20 protein-coding genes are annotated in these 17,672 nt (G+C 69.8%); 11 read left to right on the top strand and 9 right to left on the bottom strand.

Translation table 11 applies throughout. The features are described from left to right. Positions 1-74: 74 nt before the first annotated feature. Positions 75-980, bottom strand: a complete 906-nt coding sequence (locus tag ATK30_RS24000) for a UTP--glucose-1-phosphate uridylyltransferase (protein WP_101437534.1) — start codon at positions 978-980, stop codon at positions 75-77. A gap of 24 nt (positions 981-1,004) precedes the next feature. Between ATK30_RS24000 and ATK30_RS23995 the strand changes: the two genes are divergently transcribed. The 4 genes from ATK30_RS23995 to mscL all read left to right on the top strand — a co-directional run bounded on the left by ATK30_RS23995 (position 1,005) and on the right by mscL (position 3,959). Then, a complete protein-coding gene (locus ATK30_RS23995; protein ID WP_101437533.1) occupies positions 1,005-1,604 on the top strand; it encodes a 5-formyltetrahydrofolate cyclo-ligase in 600 nt (199 codons plus the stop codon). A gap of 736 nt (positions 1,605-2,340) precedes the next feature. Then, positions 2,341-2,670 (top strand): FmdB family zinc ribbon protein, encoded by a 330-nt coding sequence (locus tag ATK30_RS23990; protein ID WP_101437532.1) that lies wholly within the window; start codon positions 2,341-2,343, stop codon positions 2,668-2,670. A gap of 129 nt (positions 2,671-2,799) precedes the next feature. Beyond that, positions 2,800-3,459 (top strand): SAF domain-containing protein, encoded by a 660-nt coding sequence (locus ATK30_RS23985; protein WP_244194708.1) that lies wholly within the window; start codon positions 2,800-2,802, stop codon positions 3,457-3,459. Positions 3,460-3,533: 74 nt separating this feature from the next. Next, positions 3,534-3,959, top strand: coding sequence for a large-conductance mechanosensitive channel protein MscL (mscL, locus tag ATK30_RS23980; protein WP_101437531.1), 426 nt, complete (start codon positions 3,534-3,536; stop codon positions 3,957-3,959). A gap of 6 nt (positions 3,960-3,965) precedes the next feature. Here the strand turns inward: mscL and ATK30_RS45385 are convergent, their stop codons facing one another. Both ATK30_RS45385 and ATK30_RS23975 read right to left on the bottom strand, forming a co-directional pair. Continuing rightward, on the bottom strand, positions 3,966-4,139 hold the full coding sequence (locus ATK30_RS45385; RefSeq protein ID WP_167441989.1) for a hypothetical protein: 174 nt from the start codon (positions 4,137-4,139) through the stop codon (positions 3,966-3,968). A gap of 65 nt (positions 4,140-4,204) precedes the next feature. Beyond that, complete coding sequence (locus ATK30_RS23975) at positions 4,205-4,705, bottom strand: MogA/MoaB family molybdenum cofactor biosynthesis protein (RefSeq protein WP_037369357.1); 501 nt, start codon at positions 4,703-4,705, stop codon at positions 4,205-4,207. Between the two features lie 123 nt (positions 4,706-4,828). Here ATK30_RS23975 and ATK30_RS23970 point away from each other — a divergent pair, with 123 nt between their 5' ends. Both ATK30_RS23970 and ATK30_RS23965 read left to right on the top strand, forming a co-directional pair. After that, on the top strand, positions 4,829-5,887 hold the full coding sequence (locus ATK30_RS23970; protein WP_101437530.1) for an NAD-dependent epimerase/dehydratase family protein: 1,059 nt from the start codon (positions 4,829-4,831) through the stop codon (positions 5,885-5,887). Between the two features lie 23 nt (positions 5,888-5,910). Then, positions 5,911-6,792, top strand: a complete 882-nt coding sequence (locus tag ATK30_RS23965) for an MBL fold metallo-hydrolase (RefSeq protein WP_101437529.1) — start codon at positions 5,911-5,913, stop codon at positions 6,790-6,792. An 18-nt stretch (positions 6,793-6,810) separates the two neighbouring features. On the opposite strand, the gene ATK30_RS23960 is transcribed toward ATK30_RS23965, so the two are convergent. From ATK30_RS23960 to ATK30_RS23950, 3 genes are read right to left on the bottom strand one after another with little or no spacing between them, the layout of a single operon-like run. After that, complete coding sequence (locus ATK30_RS23960) at positions 6,811-7,860, bottom strand: sensor histidine kinase (RefSeq protein ID WP_101437528.1); 1,050 nt, start codon at positions 7,858-7,860, stop codon at positions 6,811-6,813. After that, a complete protein-coding gene (locus ATK30_RS23955; RefSeq protein ID WP_101437527.1) occupies positions 7,857-8,558 on the bottom strand; it encodes a response regulator transcription factor in 702 nt (233 codons plus the stop codon). Before ATK30_RS23955 ends, ATK30_RS23960 begins: the two co-directional genes overlap by 4 nt. Before the next feature lie 8 nt (positions 8,559-8,566). After that, on the bottom strand, positions 8,567-9,970 hold the full coding sequence (locus tag ATK30_RS23950) for a hypothetical protein (RefSeq protein ID WP_101437526.1): 1,404 nt from the start codon (positions 9,968-9,970) through the stop codon (positions 8,567-8,569). A gap of 159 nt (positions 9,971-10,129) precedes the next feature. Here ATK30_RS23950 and ATK30_RS23945 point away from each other — a divergent pair, with 159 nt between their 5' ends. The 5 genes from ATK30_RS23945 to ATK30_RS23925 are packed head-to-tail and all read left to right on the top strand — an operon-like array spanning position 10,130 to position 13,731. After that, a complete protein-coding gene (locus ATK30_RS23945) occupies positions 10,130-10,774 on the top strand; it encodes a glycosyltransferase family 2 protein (protein WP_101441030.1) in 645 nt (214 codons plus the stop codon). Beyond that, positions 10,771-11,442: a TIGR04282 family arsenosugar biosynthesis glycosyltransferase gene (locus ATK30_RS23940; RefSeq protein WP_101437525.1), complete on the top strand. Its 672-nt coding sequence runs from the start codon at positions 10,771-10,773 to the stop codon at positions 11,440-11,442. Before ATK30_RS23945 ends, ATK30_RS23940 begins: the two co-directional genes overlap by 4 nt. After that, entirely contained in the window at positions 11,439-12,068 is a 630-nt protein-coding gene (locus ATK30_RS23935) for a methyltransferase domain-containing protein (RefSeq protein WP_101437524.1), read from the top strand. Before ATK30_RS23940 ends, ATK30_RS23935 begins: the two co-directional genes overlap by 4 nt. After that, positions 12,065-13,282, top strand: a complete 1,218-nt coding sequence (locus ATK30_RS23930; protein WP_244194707.1) for a molybdopterin-dependent oxidoreductase — start codon at positions 12,065-12,067, stop codon at positions 13,280-13,282. Before ATK30_RS23935 ends, ATK30_RS23930 begins: the two co-directional genes overlap by 4 nt. After that, positions 13,279-13,731 (top strand): hypothetical protein, encoded by a 453-nt coding sequence (locus ATK30_RS23925; protein WP_101437523.1) that lies wholly within the window; start codon positions 13,279-13,281, stop codon positions 13,729-13,731. The genes ATK30_RS23930 and ATK30_RS23925 overlap by 4 nt, the downstream gene beginning before the upstream one ends. 292 nt (positions 13,732-14,023) lie before the next feature. Here ATK30_RS23925 and ATK30_RS23920 read toward each other — a convergent pair whose 3' ends face one another. The 3 genes from ATK30_RS23920 to ATK30_RS23910 form a co-directional block, all read right to left on the bottom strand. Then, positions 14,024-15,640: a trypsin-like peptidase domain-containing protein gene (locus ATK30_RS23920; RefSeq protein WP_101437522.1), complete on the bottom strand. Its 1,617-nt coding sequence runs from the start codon at positions 15,638-15,640 to the stop codon at positions 14,024-14,026. Between the two features lie 79 nt (positions 15,641-15,719). Next, entirely contained in the window at positions 15,720-16,790 is a 1,071-nt protein-coding gene (gene galT / locus ATK30_RS23915) for a galactose-1-phosphate uridylyltransferase (protein WP_101437521.1), read from the bottom strand. Continuing rightward, positions 16,787-17,587, bottom strand: coding sequence for a DeoR/GlpR family DNA-binding transcription regulator (locus ATK30_RS23910; protein WP_101441028.1), 801 nt, complete (start codon positions 17,585-17,587; stop codon positions 16,787-16,789). Before ATK30_RS23910 ends, galT begins: the two co-directional genes overlap by 4 nt. Positions 17,588-17,672: the final 85 nt, after the last annotated feature.

Genomic DNA, 17,672 nt, shown 5'->3' with positions numbered 1-17,672 from the left:
GACGGCCTGAACCGCCGGTTCGGTCGCGGTGGCGTCTTCGGCCGGGGTGACTGGGATGGAACCGAGGGAGTCCGTCATGGGCGATCGTTTCCGATCCGTTCGGTCAGCCAGGTGCGCAGCGACGGCCCGTAGTCCGGGTCCTCGAGCGCGAAATCGACAGCGGCGCGCAGGAATCCGCCCGGGTTGCCCAGGTCGTGCCGCCCGCCGCGGTGGACGACGATGTGTACGGGGTGCCCCTCCTGGATCAGCAGCGCGACGGCGTCGGTGAGCTGCAGCTCGCCGCCAGCGCCTGGCTCGATCCGGCGGAGCGCGTCGAAAATCGCCCGGTCGAGCAGGTACCGCCCGGCCGCGGCGTAGGTCGACGGCGCGTCCTCCGGCTTGGGCTTCTCGACCATGCCGTGGACCTGTTTGACGTCGGGGTCGTCGGTGTCGGTGACATCGAAGACGCCGTACGGGGAGATCTGCTCCTTCGGGATGTCGAAGGCACAGAGCACGCTTCCGCCGTGCTGGGCGCGGACGGCCGACATCCGGTCGAGGACCCCGGCGGGCAACACGAGGTCGTCAGGCAGAAGGACGGCGACAGCGGTGTCCTCGTCGGTGAGGTTCGGCTCGGCCTGCGCGACGGCGTGCCCGAGCCCGAGCGCCTGTTCCTGGATCGCGATCTCGACGTCCAGCAGCTCCGGCCCGCGGCGGACCTTCGCCAGCAGATCGGTCTTGCCCTTGTCTTCGAGCGTCTTCTCCAGGTCCGGCTTCGCCTCGAAATACCGGACGACGGCTTCCTTGTCCGGCGAGGTGACGATCACCAGCCGCTTCGCGCCCGCACTCGCCGCCTCGCTCGCGACGATCTCGATCCCCGGCGTGTCGACCACCGGCAGCAGCTCTTTGGGCACCGCTTTCGTCGTCGGCAGGAATCGCGTGCCGAGGCCTGCGGCAGGCACGATCGCGGTTCTGAAGGTCTGGGTGGTTGAGGCGCCCGTCATGGGCGCAAAGCCTAACCTGGTCTCATGCACGAGCCGGGCAATGAGACCCCGAGCAAGGCGGAGTGGCGGACACGAATCCTTCGCGCCCGCGCCGAACTGCCCCCCGAAGCCCACGCCCGCGAGGCAGCCGCCCTGGCGACCGCCGCGTCGTCGATCCAGGCGGAAACGGTGTGCGCGTACCTCCCTTTCGGCACTGAGCCTGGCCAAATCTCCCTGGTGAACGCCCTGGCCGCGACGGGCGCTCGCGTCCTGCTGCCAGTCATCCCGGACGCTCCCGGCCCGCTCGACTGGGCCGAGTACACCGGCCCGGACGCCCTGATCCCCGGACGCCTCCGCGGCGTCCTCGAGCCCTCCGGCCCACGCCTGGGCACCACCGCGGCGGCCTCGGCACAGCTGATGCTGATCCCAGCCCTGGCCGTCGACCGCCACGGCACCCGCCTCGGCCGCGGAGCGGGCTACTACGACCGCACCCTGACCGCCGCGGCCGGCATCGCCCGCGTGGCTGTGGTGCGCGAGCAGGAGGTACTCGACCGTCTCCCGGCCGAACCCCAAGACGTGCCCATGACCGCCGTCCTGACGCCCTCCGGCCTCATCCAGCTGCCGACCACCGCTACCGCTCGGTGAGGAGTGGTCAAGACCACTCGATCGGCTCGCCGGGTTCGGCGCGCCGCCCGCCGCCGACTCCATGATCGCCGTCATGGCCCGCCGCCCGGCCGAACTCCAAGCTGCTGAATGCCGCCCGGCCGACGCCCAGGCTGCTGAGCGCCATCCGGCTGAACGCCCAACCTGCTGAGCGCCCTCCGGCCGGATGTCCTAGTCGATGCCCGCCCTCCGAACCCACGGCCCCGGCGGCCTGACCAAGGCCCAAACCGAAGGCCACGGCTGCGGACGCTCCGCGACGAGCACGCCGCCAGCCTCACCCAGCGCCCGGCACCCACAGCCGCCCGACCTCGCCAGCCGCCGGCTCACGCCAGAGCGCTCACGGGCCCGTTGCGCACGGATCAGGGCACATCACCAGCTCACCCACCCCACCGTGCAGCCACGAACCGCCCAAACCACGCATCTGCGCACAACCCACGTGAGCACCCACAGCCCCGGCCGCCCAAACCGGCGCGTTCGAGCCCATCCACAGGCACCGCCAGGCCCGCCAACCAGCCCAGGAACCGCCCGACCGACCGGACCAGCCGCAGTCCAGCCACCCAGCCGCCCGCACCCACAGTGGCCTGACCAGCGCTACCCCGTTCGCCGCCCTTGCCACCGCCGCACTGTGAGCAAGGGGTAATTGCGCTGAGGGAATGCTGTCCAGCACAATTGGGTTAGCACTCTTGTAGGTCGAGTGCCAGTGCATGAAGGAGCTTCAGTGCCCACGTACCAGTACGCCTGCAAGGAATGTGACCACCGCTTCGAGGCGGTGCAGTCCTTCTCCGACCCCAGCCTGACCGTCTGCCCGCAGTGCTCCGGCACCCTGCGCAAGGTCTTCAGTTCGGTCGGCGTGGTCTTCAAGGGCAGCGGGTTCTACCGCACGGATTCGCGTGATTCGAGCAAGTCGAGCGCCTCCGCGACCCCGGCGAAGACCGAGAGCGCCAAGTCCGACTCGTCGTCCACCACCTCCTCTTCGTCGACGTCTTCTTCGTCCTCGAACACATCGTCCACGACGAGCACGACGAAAACGGCTTCCGCGTCCTCCTGACCCCCGAGTTATCCACAAGGGGCCAGTTGTCCACAGGTTCGCGAATCGGCCCTTCCGGCCGGTTCGCGACGTCCCTAACGTCGGATTCGTGCGGTATCCCGCCGCACCGGAACCGACGAGGGGACAACCGTGAACACCTTGCTCAGCCGCCTTTCCGCGCTGCCTGACATCCGTCTGCCGCGCGGTCGGCGAGCCCGGATGCTCCGCCGGTGTCTCGCGGCGGCGTTGTTTCTGGTCGGCCTGCTCGTCCTGTTCCTTCCGCCCTCTGCGCGGGGCGCACCCGCCACCTCGACAGTGGTCTCGGCACGCGACCTGCCCGCGGGTTCTGTCTTGCGCGCTGCTGACGTGCGGACCGTGGCCCTGCCCGATGATCTCCGCCCATCCGGCGCGCTCTCGGCGTCGGACGCGGTGGTGGGCCGCCTTCTGTCCGGGGCGGCCCGGGCCGGCGAGCCCATCACCGACGTCCGGATCCTGGGCAACAGCCTCCCCGTAACGGGTGAACCCGGCGCGGTTACTGTCGCTGTCCGGCTCGCGGACGCGGCCGTCGCTGAGTTGCTTCAGCCGGGCCAGCGCGTCGATGTTGTCGCGGGCGCGGATACCACAAATTCCGCATCTGTGCTGGCCAGAGGGGCCACCGTGGTCACCGTCCGGCGCTCCGACGACTCCGGCAACCGCACGCTGGGCCCACCGCAGAAGGGTCCGCTGGTCCTGCTGGCGGTGCCCACGCAGGTTGCCACGCAGGTCGCTGCTTCCTCGCTCGAACGACCGGTAACGGTTACTCTCCGCTAACCCGACCCTGTCCCGACGGGCGACGGCTGTCTTAGGACGGCCAGATGCCCGTCCTTAATCCTCTGGGAGCAGCAGTGCTGAAAGGTTTCAAGGACTTCCTGATGCGCGGCAACGTCGTCGACCTCGCGGTCGCCGTCGTGGTGGGAGCCGCGTTCACCGCGATCGTCACCGCCTTCACCAACGGCTTGATCAAGCCGCTGATCAACGCCCTCGGCGGTTCGAACGCGGGGAAGGGCCTCGGCTTCAACGTCCTGCGCAGCAACGACTCGACCTTCATGGACTTCGGCAGCGTGATCAACGCAGCGATCAACTTCGTGATCGTCGCCGCGATCGTCTACTTCCTGATCGTCCTGCCGGTCAAGCACCTGCAGGAGCGGCGCAAGCGCGGCGAGGAGAAGGGCCCGGCCGAGCCGACGGACGTCGAGCTGCTCACCGAAATCCGCGACCTGCTGCGCTCGCAGCAGGGCAACGGCGAAGGCCCCTCGCGCCACAGCAGCTGAGAGGGGTCACCGATCGTGATGCGGGGGCCGGTTCTCGAGATACCACGAATCCGGAGTGGTTTCCGGGCCCCGGCCCCGCTCATCGGACGTGGTCTCCGGCAGTACGTCGCCGAAGACCTCGTCGACCCGGCGGCGGCGCTGGGCCTCGGTCTCGCGGGGACGTCGTTCCTCGTGCGGCATGGGTCCATCGTCCCACCTGCTGTTTGACAAGTGCAGAGAGACATCCGCCGCGAAAACGGACGGGCTCAGACCTCTTCGAGGCCGGAGAGCTCGTCGATCACGTGCGGGACCAGCGAGGAGAGGGTCGCCATGCCGTCGCGCACCGCCGCGCGCGAACCGGCAAGGTTGACCACGAGCGTGCTGCCCGACACCCCGGCCAGGCCGCGGGAGATCCCGGCGTCGACCGCACCCGCGGCCAGCCCCGAGGCGCGCAGGGCCTCGCCGATGCCCGGGATCGGGCGGTCGAGCACCCCGGCGGTCGCGTCCGGCGTGCGGTCGCGCGGCGACACTCCGGTGCCGCCGACCGTGATCACCAGGTCCGCCCCGCCGATCACCGCCGTGTTGAGCGCGTTGCGGATCGCCGCGGTCTCGGCCTCGACCACCACGACACCGTCGACGATGAACCCGGCTTCCTCGAGCAGCTCGGTGACGAGCGGCCCGGAGGTGTCCTCGTGCTCCCCGTGCGCGACCCGGTCGTCCACAATCACCACGAGTGCCCGGCCCAGCCGCTGTGCGCTCCGTTCCATGCCGACACCGTATCCGGTTCCGGGCCCGCTCCGCCGCCACGGGCCCGGTGATTTCTGACGATTCGGTGACGTGGTCCGCGCAGGCCGCGCGCATCCCGGGCGATCCGGCCTAACGTCGGCGAGGTGCGAGTGCTCCTCACCGGCGGCGCCGGGTTCATCGGATCCCGGATCGCCGATCAGCTGGCTGACGACGGTGACGAGGTCGTCGTGCTGGACAACCTGCTGTCCACCGCGCACGGCTCCACCACGCCACCCGGATACACCCGGCGACACCGCTTCCTGCGCGGTGACGTCACCGACACCGAGATCGTCACAGAGCTGCTCGACGGCGTCGATGCGGTCTGCCACCAGGCCGCGGTGGTCGGCCATGGCGTGGATCCGTCCGACGCGCCCTCGTACGCGCTGAACAACGACTACGGCACCGCCGTGCTGCTGGCCGCAATGCACGCGGCGAAGGTGCGCAAGCTCGTGCTGGCCTCGTCAATGGTGGTCTACGGCGAGGGGCGTTACGCGTGCGCGGACCACGGCGTCGTCCCGCCGTCACCCCGCCGGCAGTCCGATGTGGACGCTGGGCGATTCGAACCCGCTTGCCCGCACTGCGGTGCCGAGTTGGGTTGGCAACTCGTGCCGGAAAGCGCTCCACTGTTGCCTCGAAGCACCTATGCGGCAACAAAACTGGCGCAAGAACATCTCGCGGGCGCATGGGCGCGCCAGACCGGCGGCACGGTCTGGGCGTTGCGCTACCACAACGTCTACGGCCCGAGGATGCCGCAAAACACGCCATACGCGGGCGTCGCGTCGCTGTTCCGTTCCGCGTTGGAGCGCGGCGAAGCGCCGACCGTGCTGGAGGACGGGCGGCAGCAGCGCGATTTCGTGCACGTGGACGACGTGGCCCGAGCGAACGTCCTCGCACTCCGGAGCGAAGGCCCGGAGGCTGACCTCACGCCGCTGAACATCTGTTCCGGACAGCCGCACAGCGTCGGCGACCTGGCCCGGGAACTGGCCCGAGCCTGCGGCGGGCCGGAGCCCCGGATCGTCGGCGGTGCGCGGCCAGCCGATGTCCGGCACGTGGTCGCCGATCCGGCCCGAGCACGGGAGCTGCTCGGTTTCCAGGCGGAAACGTCCTTCTCGGACGGCATCGCCGCGTTCGGCACCGCGGAACTACGCGCCCCTGTCACCTGATGAGGTGAAGATCACGTTCCGGAATGAATCCGCCGTACCGGATCTTGATGCTGGGCATGCGTTCCATCGTGGTGGGGGACATCGAAATCCACGCACTGAGCGACGGGCGGCTGCAGCTGCCGTCGTCGTTCTTCCCGGGGCTCCACGGCAAGCGCTCGGCACCGAGCACGGTTCCCGTGGTCGTCGGCGCGTTCCTGATCCGAACGGCCGGCTCCGCAGTGCTGGTCGACGCCGGTTTCGGTCCGCGCCCGTCCGGTGAGCCGCATCTGCCGCAGCACTCCAAAGAGCAGCTGCACCCGGTGGTCAGCGCCGTCGAGCCCGAGCACACCGGAGGGTTGCCCGCAGCGCTTGCCGAAGCTGGGGTCGCCCGCGAAGACATCGACACCGTGGTGCTGACTCATCTGCACGCCGACCACCTCGGCTGGGTCGCGCCGAACGGTGAGCCGTACTTCCCGAATGCCGAAGTGCGGTACGGCGCGCCTGACTGGGCGGCGTTCGTCGAACCGGCGGGGCGGCATGACCGCGGCCGCGTAGCGCTGGAAGCCCTTCGCGCTCAGGGCAAACTGCATCCGCTGAGTGACGGCGAAACGGTCGCGCCCGGCGTCACCGTCCGGCATGCGCCCGGGCACACCCCGGGACATTACGTGCTGGAAGTCGCGGACCAGGACCGTCGCGCCGTCCTGCTCGGCGATGTCTTCCAGATTCCGGAGCAGTTGGCTGATCCGACGATCGGCGCGGCGTCCGACGTCGATCGCGGACAGGCGGAGCTGACCCGCCGCCGCTGGCTCGGCGAGGTGGTCGGCACCGGCACGATCGTCGCGGCAGCGCATTTCCCGGACGAGCCGTTCTTCCGGATCGCGGTCGATCACACCGTGGAACCGGTCTCGGCAGTCGCCGCGTCCTGACCGTCCACACTAGACAGATCAGGACGCCGCCAACGGCAGCCGCACCTCGAAGCGGCATCCCGGGCCGTGGTTCTGCACGCCGATCCGTCCCCGGTGTGCCTCCACCAAGCCCTTCGCGATCGCCAGGCCCAGGCCGCCGCCGCTGGTGGTGCCGCTGCGGTCGGGGGTGCGGGCTTGCGTGCCGCGGAACGCGACGTCGAAGACCCGGCTGATCTCGTCGTCCGGAATCCCGCCGCAGCCGTCGTCCACGGCCAGCAGCGCCTGGTCGCCGTCGATGCCGATCTGCACGGCGACCGTGCCGTCCGGCGGAGTGTGCCGGATGGCATTCGACACGAGGTTCCGCACTATCCGCGCCAGCTCCGGATCGCTGCCGGACACCACCGGCCACGCCGACGCGTTTTCCAGCACCCGCACGCGTTTGCGGTCAGCCACGGGCGCTTGCGCGGCGACCGCGTCGCTCACCACGTCGCGCAGCGGCACCGCCGACATGCTCAGTTCGAGCGCTCCCGCCGTGATCCGGGACAGCTCGAACAGGTCGCCCACCATGCCGGACAGCCGGGTCGTTTCCCCGCTGATGCGCTGGGCGTAGTCGGCCACCTCGGCGCGTTCCGAAACCACGCCGTCGGCCAGAGCCTCCGCCATCGCCTGGATCCCGGCGAGCGGACTGCGAAGGTCGTGGCTGATCCACGCGACCAGTTCGCGACGCGATTTCTCCGCCGCGCGTTCGCGTTCCCGCGCCTCGCGTTCCCACACACTGCGCCGCGCGATGACCCGTCCCAGCACCATCGCCGCGGGCACCGCCACTAGTGCCACGAGCAGGCACACGAGCAGTTCGGTGGTCAGGGCCTCGGTGAACATGAAGCCGCTCACGCCGAGGATCCCGACCAGCATCGCGGCGACCGGGGTCAGCACGAGCGTGGTCATCGTGGTGGCCAGCGACCGGTGCCGCAGCAGGTAAAGCGCGAGCCCGCCCAGCGCCGCCACCGGCAAGGCAAACAGCAAGGCGAGCGGAAGGATGTGCAGGACGTGGACGAACATGTCCCACGCCGACTCGCCCGAGCCGATCATGGCTGCGTCCGGTCGTAGCGGTAGCCGACGCCCCACACCGTGGCGACGCGGACCGGTTTGGCTGGGTCACGTTCGATTTTCTCGCGCAACCGTCGCACGTGGACAGTCACCGTGGACTGGTCGCCGAAGTCCCAGCCCCACACCTTCTCCAGCAGGTCCGCCCGGCTGAACGCGACGCCGGGATGGGAGAGGAAGAACGCGAGGAGGTCGAACTCGCGGGTGGTCAGCGGCAGCACCGCGCCGTCGAGCGTGGCCTGGCGGGCGGTCATCTGGAGCCGGAGGTTGCCGTCCGTCAGTTCAGCCGTCGGCGGCTCGGGCCGCGGCATCCGAGCCCGGCGCAGCACGGATGCCACACGCAGCGTGAGTTCCTTGGGGCTGAACGGTTTGGTGACGTAATCGTCCGCCCCCAGCTGCAGTCCGGCGATGCGGTTTTCCTCCTCGCCGAGCGCGGTGAGCATGACGATCGGCACCTGGCTCGTCTGCCGCAACCTCCGGCACACCTCCAGGCCGTTCAGACCGGGCATCATCACGTCGAGCACCACCAGGTCCGGCACGCGCTCGGCGAACTGGGCGAGCGCCGCCGTGCCGTCGCCAGCCAGGTCGACGGCGAAACCCGCGGTTTCGAGGTAGCGGCGGACGACATCGCGCACCGTCTCGTCGTCGTCGACCACGAGCACGCGACCCGCTTGGTCTTCCATGCCTCACCTCACCAGTTCGTCAACAGCAGGTGGTTGACCGCGAGCGCGACCACCGCCTGTCCGGCCAGCCACCAGCGGCGGTGGCCCGCCGGAAGCAGCGCCGTGGCCGGGATCAGCCACGCGCCGAACGGTAGCCAGATCCGTTCTACCTCAGCCTTCGACAGGCCGGACGAATCGGCGAACACAATCGTGAGCACGGCTGCGACCACGATCAGGAGCACCGGATCGCGCAGGAGCGTCCGGCGAGAAGGCAAGAAGACCGCCGAAGCCACCCCTCGGCGGGCGGCCGCGACCACTGCTGGTCCGCACGCGACCGCCACCGCGGCCAGGTCTGCCCACACCCAGTAGGAATACGGACGCACCACCGCGACGCCTTGGTAGTAGCGCTCGACCACGAGGTGGTACCCGTCTAACCACCAAAAACCGGCGAGGGCGAACGCGGCGACCACTGCCGACGCACCGAGGACGGCGGCCGCCGCAGCACGCCATTGCCTGCCGAGCACGGCGACGGCCAGCGCGACCAAGCCGAGCAGAACGAGGCCGTAGGAGAGGAAGATGCCGAACCCGAGCAGAATCCCGGCTGCCAATGCCGTGGGCCAGGCGTAAGCACGGCGCTCTCGGAAGCCCACCGACGCGAGGGCGAGCAGCGCGATACCGGTGGCGGTCACACCGGCGAAGAGCCCGTCCGCGGACACGCCCAGCCACACCGCACCTGGACTGAGCACCGCGAAGGGCAGCGCGGTGCGGGCGGCGTCAGAACTGCCGAGCAGGGCGATCGTCGCTGGTACCGCGACCGCGACCAGTGCGGCGACCAGCACCACAGCGGTCGACGCCCAGGCGCCGCCGTGGAGGCCGAGGCGGTCGAGCCAGACGAAGGCGAGGGTCGCGCCGGGCGGATGGCCGGACACGTGGGTGGTCCACGAGTTCGGCTGGAAATCGAGGATGCGCGAGGAGAATTCGCGGAGGAACCGCGGGATGTCCGTGATGCCGGGGACTTCGTGCAGGTACTCCTGCGGAGTGGTGAGCCGGCCGGCGAAGCCGCGCGTCCAGCCGTCGACCATGGCGAGCGAGAAGATCCAGGCGAGGGAAGCCAGGTAGCCCGCGAGCAGGGCGCGCCGCCAGCGCAGCCGGGCGGCCAGGGTCGGGCCGTAGAGGACGACACCGGCGGCGATCACCACGGCGAACACTGAGCCGGGGCCGGCGTGCGGCAGCCAATGCGCGAACAACGGTGGCGCGAACGCGTAGATCACCACGCCCGACCCTGGCCGGTTGTAGTACACGCCTACGGCCGTCGCGGCGGCGATCACCACGAGAGTGACGCCGACCGTCACGAGATCAGCACGGAACCGGGGACGGACGGGAACCGGGGGTGGCGGCTCGGCGAGCCGGGCAGCCTTGGTCGACTCGCTCATCGCCGGTCACGATAACCCCGCGGACGGCGTTCCGGCGGGTTTCCCGCGGATCCGTGAGAAGTCGGTAAGATCTTGGCGGGCGTCAGGATTTGGTAAGCACAGCAAGGGTTCTGCACTGTCCTTTCCAGACTTACCGTACGCCTCGTGAACGAATTCGGAGTGGACGTCGTCCTCCCCTGCCTCGACGAGGCGGCCGCGCTGCCCGGCGTGCTCGCCGGTCTGCCGCCGGGGTATCGCGCGATCGTCGTGGACAACGGGTCGCACGACGGGTCTCCTGGTGTCGCGGCCGCGCACGGCGCGAAAGTCGTCGACGAGCCGCGGCGCGGTTACGGAGCCGCAGTCCACACCGGGCTGGAGAACGCCACCGCCGACCTCGTCTGTTTCGCGGATGCCGACGGGTCGCTCGATCTGGCCGAGTTGCCGCGTCTGGTCGCCGCGGTCCTGGATGGTGCTGACCTCGCGGTCGGGCGACGCGTGCCGGTCTCTCGGGCGGCTTGGCCATGGCATGCCAGAGCAGGAAATGCCGTCCTCTCACTGCTCTTGCGGTCCCGTGGACTGTCAGTGCGGGACATCGCGCCGCTGCGGGCGGTGCGTCGCCGGGAGCTGCTGGCTCTAGGCGTTGCGGACCGGGCGTTCGGCTATCCGCTTGAGCTGCTCGTGAAGGCTCAGCGCGCGGGCTGGGCAGTCCAGGAGTTCGACGTCACTTACCGGGAACGGGCACAGGGCACGAAATCGAAGGTGTCCGGCTCGGTGCGCGGCACATTGCGGGCGGTGCGGGACTTCGGGCGGGTGCTGACCCGATGACGTTCTGCGTGCTTGTGGTTGCGAAAGCCCCGGTACCGGGGTTCGCGAAGACTCGGTTGTGCCCACCGGCGACACCAGAACAGGCAGCAGAGATCGCCGCTTCCGCGCTGCTGGACACGCTGGACGCTGCGTTCGCCACTGACGGCGCGCTCACGGTGGTGGCGATGACGGGCGACCTCGCCGAGGCAGCGCGAGGCAGCGAAATCGGTCGGGCGCTGCGGAAGGCGACCGTAATCGCGCAGCGAGGCTGGGATTTCGGTACCCGGCTGGCCAACGCGCACGCCGACACTGCCGCGGTGCACGCCGGTTTGCCTGTGCTGCAGATCGGAATGGACACGCCGCAGGTCTCCCCCGCCCTGCTGACTTCGGCGATCGAGCCGGTCATCGCCAAAGCCAGCCATGCAGTGTTGGGCAGCGCGGCAGACGGTGGCTGGTGGGGGCTTGGGCTCGCTGATCCGCGGCAGGCGCAAGTGCTCGCTGGAGTTCCGATGTCACGTGCGGACACCGGATTCCGCACCCGAGCGGCACTGGAAGGTACAGGGCTCCGGGTTGGCGAGCTGCCGATCTTGTCCGATGTGGACACCATGGAGGACGCGCTGCGGGTGGCCGCGATTCGGCCGGACAGCAGGTTCGCGACCGCAGTCGACGCGGTGGGAGTGGTGGCATGAAGCTCGCGACTGGCCGGGAATTCGACCGCGGACTGCTTGGCCATCACTGCTGGCTGGAGCTCGCGAACGGGGACCGGATCGAGCTTCCGGTCGGTCGTTGGGCAGACGGTTGCGACGCAGGCGACGCCGTGCTGTTGGACGCGTGCGCGGGCCCGACACTCGACGTCGGCTGCGGGCCTGGTCGGCTTACTGCCGCTTTGACGCGCCGAGGCGTGGTGGCTCTCGGCGTGGACAGTTCGCCAGTCGCGGTACGACTGACTCGGCGACGCGGGGCAAGTACGTTGCAGCGCAATGTTTTCGCTCGCTTGCCCGGCGAGGGACGGTGGAATCACGTGTTGCTGGCCGACGGCAACATCGGAATCGGCGGCGATCCCGATGCACTGCTGCGGCGGCTGCACGAGTTGCTCACGCCGGACGGCGACGTGCTCGCGGAGCTCGAGGAACCCGGCCACGGGGTGCGCCAAGACCACGTCCGTCTGCGGCCGGATCCCGCTGACGGACGGTGGTTCACCTGGGCGTGGGTTGGAGTCGACGCCATTGCGGAGATCGCTGCGCGAACTGGCTTTCGCGTGGTGTGGACGACCAGTCGCGGACACCGCTGGTTCGCGAAGCTGGCACGAGCATGAAGCGCGGACGGCTGGTGGCCGCATGGCGCGGGCTCGACGCTCGGGTCACCGCGGCGCAAGCCAAGATCGGCGAGCAGGCCCGCGCTGTCGATCGCCGGGTCCCGAAGGCGGAGCAGTTCAAGGGCGGCGCGCACGGCGAGCGCGTGACGGCTCGGGTCGGCAGCCTGCTCGGGCTCGCGTTCCTGATCTGCTTTGTCACCGGACTGTTGAGCCACTTGATCCAGCATCCGCCGGAGTGGTTCTTCTGGCCCAGCCGGCCGGTGTGGCTGTACCGGGTGACGCAGGGCGCGCACGTGCTGTCCGGGATCGCGGCGATTCCGTTGCTGCTGGCCAAACTGTGGAGTGTCTACCCGAAGTTGTTCGAACGGCCGCTGGTGCGCTCGGCGCCGCACGCGGTGGAGAGGCTGTCGATCCTCGTCCTGTCCGGGGCGGCCTTCTTCGAGCTGAGTTCGGGATTGCTGAACGTCGCGCAGAACTACCCGTGGAATTTCTACTTTCCGCAGGTCCACTACGCGGTGGCGTGGGTCGCGATCGGGTCGATCCTCGTGCATGTCGCGGTGAAACTGCCGGTGATCCGGCGGGCGCTCACGCGCGAACGTGCGCCTGCCCAGCGGCCTGGCCCTGGATTGTCGCGCCGAGGATTCCTGGCCACCACGGGGATCGCGACGGGGGTCGCTGTGCTGGCCACCGCGGGAGCGACCGTTCCCGCGCTGCGGAGCGTCTCCGGGTTGTCGTGGCGATCGGACAAGGGCACGCAGAAGCTGCCGGTGAACCGCACGGCCGTGGCAGCACAGGTAACGCGGGCCGCTCAGGACCCCGGATGGCGACTCTCGGTGGCGACGCCGGCAGGGACGCGGCAGTTCACGCTGGCCGAGTTGCGGGCATTGCCGCAGACCACTGTGGACTTGCCGATCGCGTGCGTCGAAGGGTGGAGCCAGATCGCGACGTGGCGCGGCATCTCGTTCCCGGAACTGTTGCACGCTGCGGGCAGCGAGCCGGGGGTGGACGTGCGCGTGTCGTCGCTGGAGAAGACCGGCCTGTACGGCGTCAGCGTGCTGCCCGGCGAGCACACAGCCGACCCGCTCACGTTGCTGGCACTGGAATTGAACGACGAGGTGCTGAATCTCGACCACGGCTATCCGTGCCGCGTGATCGCGCCCAGCCGGCCGGGCGTGCTGCAGACGAAGTGGGTCGCCAAGCTGGAGGTGCTGTGAAGACCGCGCGGATTGTGCTGGCGCTGCCCGGATTGGCGGCGTTGGCGTACGGGATCGTGCTGTTCCTCGACTATGCGGCACCGGCGTGGCCGGACAGCTTCACGACGTTGCTGTGGATCGGCGGCGGTCCGATCGTCAACGACGCGGTGTTCGCTCCGGTCGCCGGGGCGATCGGCCTGTTGCTCGCTCGGGTCCTGCCGCGGCCTTGGCGGGGGCCAGTGCAGATCGGCGCGGTACTGACCGCGGTGTTGGGTTTCGTGGCGTTCCCGCTGTTGTGGCGCACTTATGGCGTGCCGCCGAAGCCTGGTCTGCATGACGGGAACGCGTGGCTGGGGCTGATGGCGACGCTCGCGGTGGTGTGGAGTGCGGTCCTGGTCGTGTCGGTCGTCCGGATTGTCCAGTTCCGGCGTAGTGCGGCACGGAAAATTCGGTCGCTCGCACGTAGTTGACCTGGGTTTTCTTCCGCTACCGGAATTTTCCCGCGGATTCGGCGTTTGGGACAGCGTGCGCGTGGGCACCTCACCGCACGCGGAGAGGCTCTCCGTGCCGAGTCGGAGGCGGCACGGAGAGCCTCTTCGTGTTTTCGTGCGCAAGCCGGTTTTCGGGCGCGGGCCGCTAAAACGGCCACGCGCGACCGGCTCGGATGCTCCGGTCGCGCGTGGCCTGCAAAGGTTCGGCCCCAAGCGCGGACAGGGGGTCGAGCCATGGCTGGTCTCGGCCGCGCCACGGCGGCCGAGCGATCTAGTTGGCCGGTACCGGCTGTCCGCCGAGGGTGACCTGCACCGTGCGCCCGTCGGCGAGCGTGAAGGTCGCCTGGTCGTTCGGGGCGCGCGTGCGGATCGCGGCGACGAGCGTGTTGGCGCTGTCGATGACGCGGTTGTCGATCTTGGTCACCACGTCGCCGGACTTCAGGCCCGCTTTCTCCGCCGGGCTGCCCGGCGTGATGTCGCCGAGCTGGGCGCCGCCCTGGGGCGCGTCGGTGACCTTCGCGCCGATGAACGTCTGGGTCGCGTGCCCGGTCTTGATGATGTCCTGCGCGGTGCGGCGTGCCTGGTCGATCGGGATGGCGAAGCCGATGCCGACGTTGCCGCCCTCGGACCCGCTGCCCTGGCCGCGGCTCGAATTCGGGCTGTAGATGGCCGAGTTGATGCCGATGACCTGGCCGCTCATGTTCGCCAGCGGACCGCCCGAGTTGCCGGGGTTGATCGCGGCGTCGGTCTGGATCGCGTCCATCACCGTGGTCTGGTCGGTCTCGTCGCCGCCTGCCTGCACCGGGCGGTGCAGCGAGCTGACGATGCCCGAGGTGACCGTGCCGGTCAGCTCGTACGGCGAGCCGATGGCCACGACCTGCTGTCCGACCCGCAGGTCGTCGGACCGGCCCAGCTCGACCGGCGTGAGGTTGCCGACGCCGGACACCTTCACCACGGCGATGTCCGTGGTCGGGTCCCGGCCGACGACCTGCGCCGCGGCTTTCTTGCCGTCCTGGAACACGGCCTGGATCTGGCCGCCGTTCGCGGCGACCTGGACGACGTGGTTGTTGGTGAGGATGTAGCCGTCGCTGCTGATCACGAAACCGGAGCCCTCGCCCGCCGCGGTCCGGCCGGACACCTGCAGCTCGACCACGCTCGGCGACAGCTTCTGCGCCACCGACTCGACCGAGCCGGCTGGCACGTTGCCGGTCTGCTGCGCGGGTTTCGGCGCGTCGAGCGCGCTCACCGACGAACCGGACCCGCCGGTGAGGTACCCGACGGTCCCGCCCGCCACGCCGCCGATCACGAGCGAGATCGCGGCGACGCCCGCGAGGAGCTTGCCCGCCGAACCCTTCTTCTCGCGCTGCGCGGGGACGCCGTAAACCGAGGTTCCCGGTGCACCGTAAGGATTGGCCTGGGCTCCGGCGGGCGGAGTGTGCGGTCCGCCGGGGTATTGGCTGCCGTACGGCTGACCCGCCGTCGGCTGCTGCTGGGTGCCGGGGCCGTGCTGCGGCGCGGCCGCGCCTTGGGCCGACCACGGATTCGGCGTGCCTCCAGTCGGAGCACCGCCAGACTGAGCAGTCCCGTACACAGGAGCGGCACCGTACTGCCCCGCAGGCGCTCCGTACGCGCCGGAAGCGTCTCCGCTCGTCGCACCAGGGCCCGACGTCCCTGCCGAGCCCTCAGCGGCCGATCCGTACGCGGCAGTCGAACCAGTCGCGCTGGAAGCCGACTGTCCCGCGTCGCCGCCGGCCGAGCCGGCGGAAGAGGGTTGGTCCGGCTGAGCCGGGGTCTGCTGCCAGGCCGCCTGGCCTTCGGTGCCCGGCTGGGCACCCGGGTCCTGGCGACCCGCCGCGGAGTCGGGCACGTGGGGGTCGTTCTCGGTCATGTCCTCACCTAAGCGGCTGGGCCTGAGAGGTTCCTGAGTCGAACCTGTGTTTCGTAGATGAGTATGCCGTGAGTTCCGGTCAGCCTGCCGAGCGAAGCCGCTCCGCGATCTGTTCCGGGGTGGCATCGTTGATCCAGACCGCCATGCCCGACTCGGATCCGGCCAGGTACTTCAGCTTGTCCTTGGCCCGCAGCACGGAGAACAGCTCGAGGTGCAGCCACGACAGCTCCCGGTCCCGCCGCACCGGTGCCTGGTGCCAGCCCGCGATGTAGGGCAGCGGCCGGTCGTACAGCGCGTCGCACCGGCGCAGCACGTCCAGGTACACACGGGAAAAGTCGTCGCGCTCGGCGTCGGTGAGCGACGGGAGGTCCGGCACCTGCCGGTGCGGCACGATCTGGATGTGCACCGGCCAGCGCGCGGCCGGCGGCACGAAAGCCGTCCAGTGCTCGCCGGCGGCGATCACGCGCTCGCCCGATTTCTGTTCCGCGGCCAGCACGTCGCCGAGCACCGACCCGCCGTGTTCGCGCGCGACCGCCAGCATCCTTTCGGTCTTCGGCGTGACGAACGGATAGCCGTAGATCTGGCCGTGCGGATGCGAGAGCGTGACGCCGATTTCCTCGCCGCGGTTCTCGAACGGGAAGACCTGTTCGACACCAGGCGTCTGGGCGAGCGCCGCGGTGCGGTCGGCCCAGGCGTCCACCACGAGGCGCACCTGTTCCGGGGCCAGCCGGGAGAACGCGCCGTCGTGGTCGCTGGTGAAGCACACGACCTCGCAGCGGCCGAGACCCGGCGCGGTCGGCACCAGACCCAATCCGTCCACAGTGGACGGATCACCGGTCGCCTGCTGCGAGAACGACGGGAACCGGTTCTCGAACACGACCACGTCGTAGTCGGCTTCGGGGATCTCGCTCGGTTTGCCCGGCCGCGTCGGGCAGAGTGGGCAGAGGTCGGCCGGGGGCTTGTACGTGCGCGTCTGGCGGTGCGCCGCCATCGCGACCCACTCGCCGGTCAGCGGGTCACGGCGGATCTCCGAGGCCGCCGCGACCGGCGGGAGGTCCCGGGTGTCGGCGGCGAGCCGGTCATGGGCGTCGGTGTGGTCGAAATAGATGATCTCCCGGCCGTCCGCCAGGTGCCGCACAGTGCGTTTCACGCTTCTTCTGCCTCGAGGTTCTCCGCCGTTTCGGCGATCATGAGTTCTCCGACCCGCTCCGCGAGCTCTTCTCGCGCACGGTGGTCCAGGCCGTCGTCAGTCACCACGACCTGCGCTTCTTCCAGATCCGCGATCGTGGAAATGCCGACGGTGCCCCACTTCGTGTGGTCGGCGAGCACCACCAGCCGCCGCCCGGCCTCCACCAGCGCGCGGTCGGTCTCGCTTTCGGTGAGATTCGGGGTGGTGAACCCGGGCCCCACCGCCATCCCGTGCACGCCGAGGAAGACCAGGTCGAGATGCAGCGTCCGCAGGCTTTGCACGGCGACCGGACCGACGAGCGCGTCCGACGGGGTGCGCACGCCACCGGTGAGGACCACCGTGCGGTCCGGCTGGCCCGCGTTGCGCAGCACGTCGGCGACCTGGATCGAGTTGGTGACGATGGTGAGGCCCTCGACGCCGTCGAGCGCGTGCGCGAGCGTCCAAGTGGTGGTTCCCGCGGACAGGCCGATCGCGGTGCCCGGTTTGACGAGCGTGGCGGCCAGTTCGGCGATCGCTTCCTTCTGCGCGCGCTGGCGCACTGATTTCGCCTCGAACCCTGGCTCGTCGGTGCTCTTCCCGACCAGCGACGTCGCGCCGCCGTAGACCTTCTCGACCAGGCCCCGGCCCGCGAGCACGTCGAGGTCGCGGCGGACCGTCATGTCGGACACGCCGAGCCTCGCGACGAGGTCACTGACCCGGACCGCACCGGTCCGGCGTGCCTCCTCGAGGATCACCGCCTGTCGCTGCCGCGCGAGCACCGCCACTCCCCAAGCACACCCATCAACTGCACAAAATCCTACACGATTCAACATCAGGTGCGCGCGACGTGCGGTTGAAGCGTCC

Origin of the sequence: Amycolatopsis echigonensis (genome assembly GCF_002846615.1) — a bacterium.
Lineage (GTDB): Bacteria > Actinomycetota > Actinomycetes > Mycobacteriales > Pseudonocardiaceae > Amycolatopsis > Amycolatopsis echigonensis.
This window is presented reverse-complemented; position numbering and strand designations above follow the sequence as displayed.

Excerpts from the sequence above, each read along its gene's own strand:
- ATK30_RS23965 (WP_101437529.1), top strand. The coding sequence starts at position 5,911 with ATGAATCCGCCGTACCGGATCTTGATGCTGGGCATGCGTTCCATCGTG.
- ATK30_RS23960 (WP_101437528.1), bottom strand. The coding sequence starts at position 7,860 with ATGATCGGCTCGGGCGAGTCGGCGTGGGACATGTTCGTCCACGTCCTG.
- ATK30_RS23940 (WP_101437525.1), top strand. The coding sequence starts at position 10,771 with ATGACGTTCTGCGTGCTTGTGGTTGCGAAAGCCCCGGTACCGGGGTTC.
- ATK30_RS23935 (WP_101437524.1), top strand. The coding sequence starts at position 11,439 with ATGAAGCTCGCGACTGGCCGGGAATTCGACCGCGGACTGCTTGGCCAT.
- ATK30_RS23995 (WP_101437533.1), top strand. The coding sequence starts at position 1,005 with ATGCACGAGCCGGGCAATGAGACCCCGAGCAAGGCGGAGTGGCGGACA.
- ATK30_RS23975 (WP_037369357.1), bottom strand. The coding sequence starts at position 4,705 with ATGGAACGGAGCGCACAGCGGCTGGGCCGGGCACTCGTGGTGATTGTG.
- ATK30_RS23930 (WP_244194707.1), top strand. The coding sequence starts at position 12,065 with ATGAAGCGCGGACGGCTGGTGGCCGCATGGCGCGGGCTCGACGCTCGG.
- ATK30_RS45385 (WP_167441989.1), bottom strand. The coding sequence starts at position 4,139 with ATGCCGCACGAGGAACGACGTCCCCGCGAGACCGAGGCCCAGCGCCGC.
- ATK30_RS23950 (WP_101437526.1), bottom strand. The coding sequence starts at position 9,970 with ATGAGCGAGTCGACCAAGGCTGCCCGGCTCGCCGAGCCGCCACCCCCG.
- ATK30_RS23920 (WP_101437522.1), bottom strand. The coding sequence starts at position 15,640 with ATGACCGAGAACGACCCCCACGTGCCCGACTCCGCGGCGGGTCGCCAG.
- ATK30_RS24000 (WP_101437534.1), bottom strand. The coding sequence starts at position 980 with ATGACGGGCGCCTCAACCACCCAGACCTTCAGAACCGCGATCGTGCCT.
- ATK30_RS23955 (WP_101437527.1), bottom strand. The coding sequence starts at position 8,558 with ATGGAAGACCAAGCGGGTCGCGTGCTCGTGGTCGACGACGACGAGACG.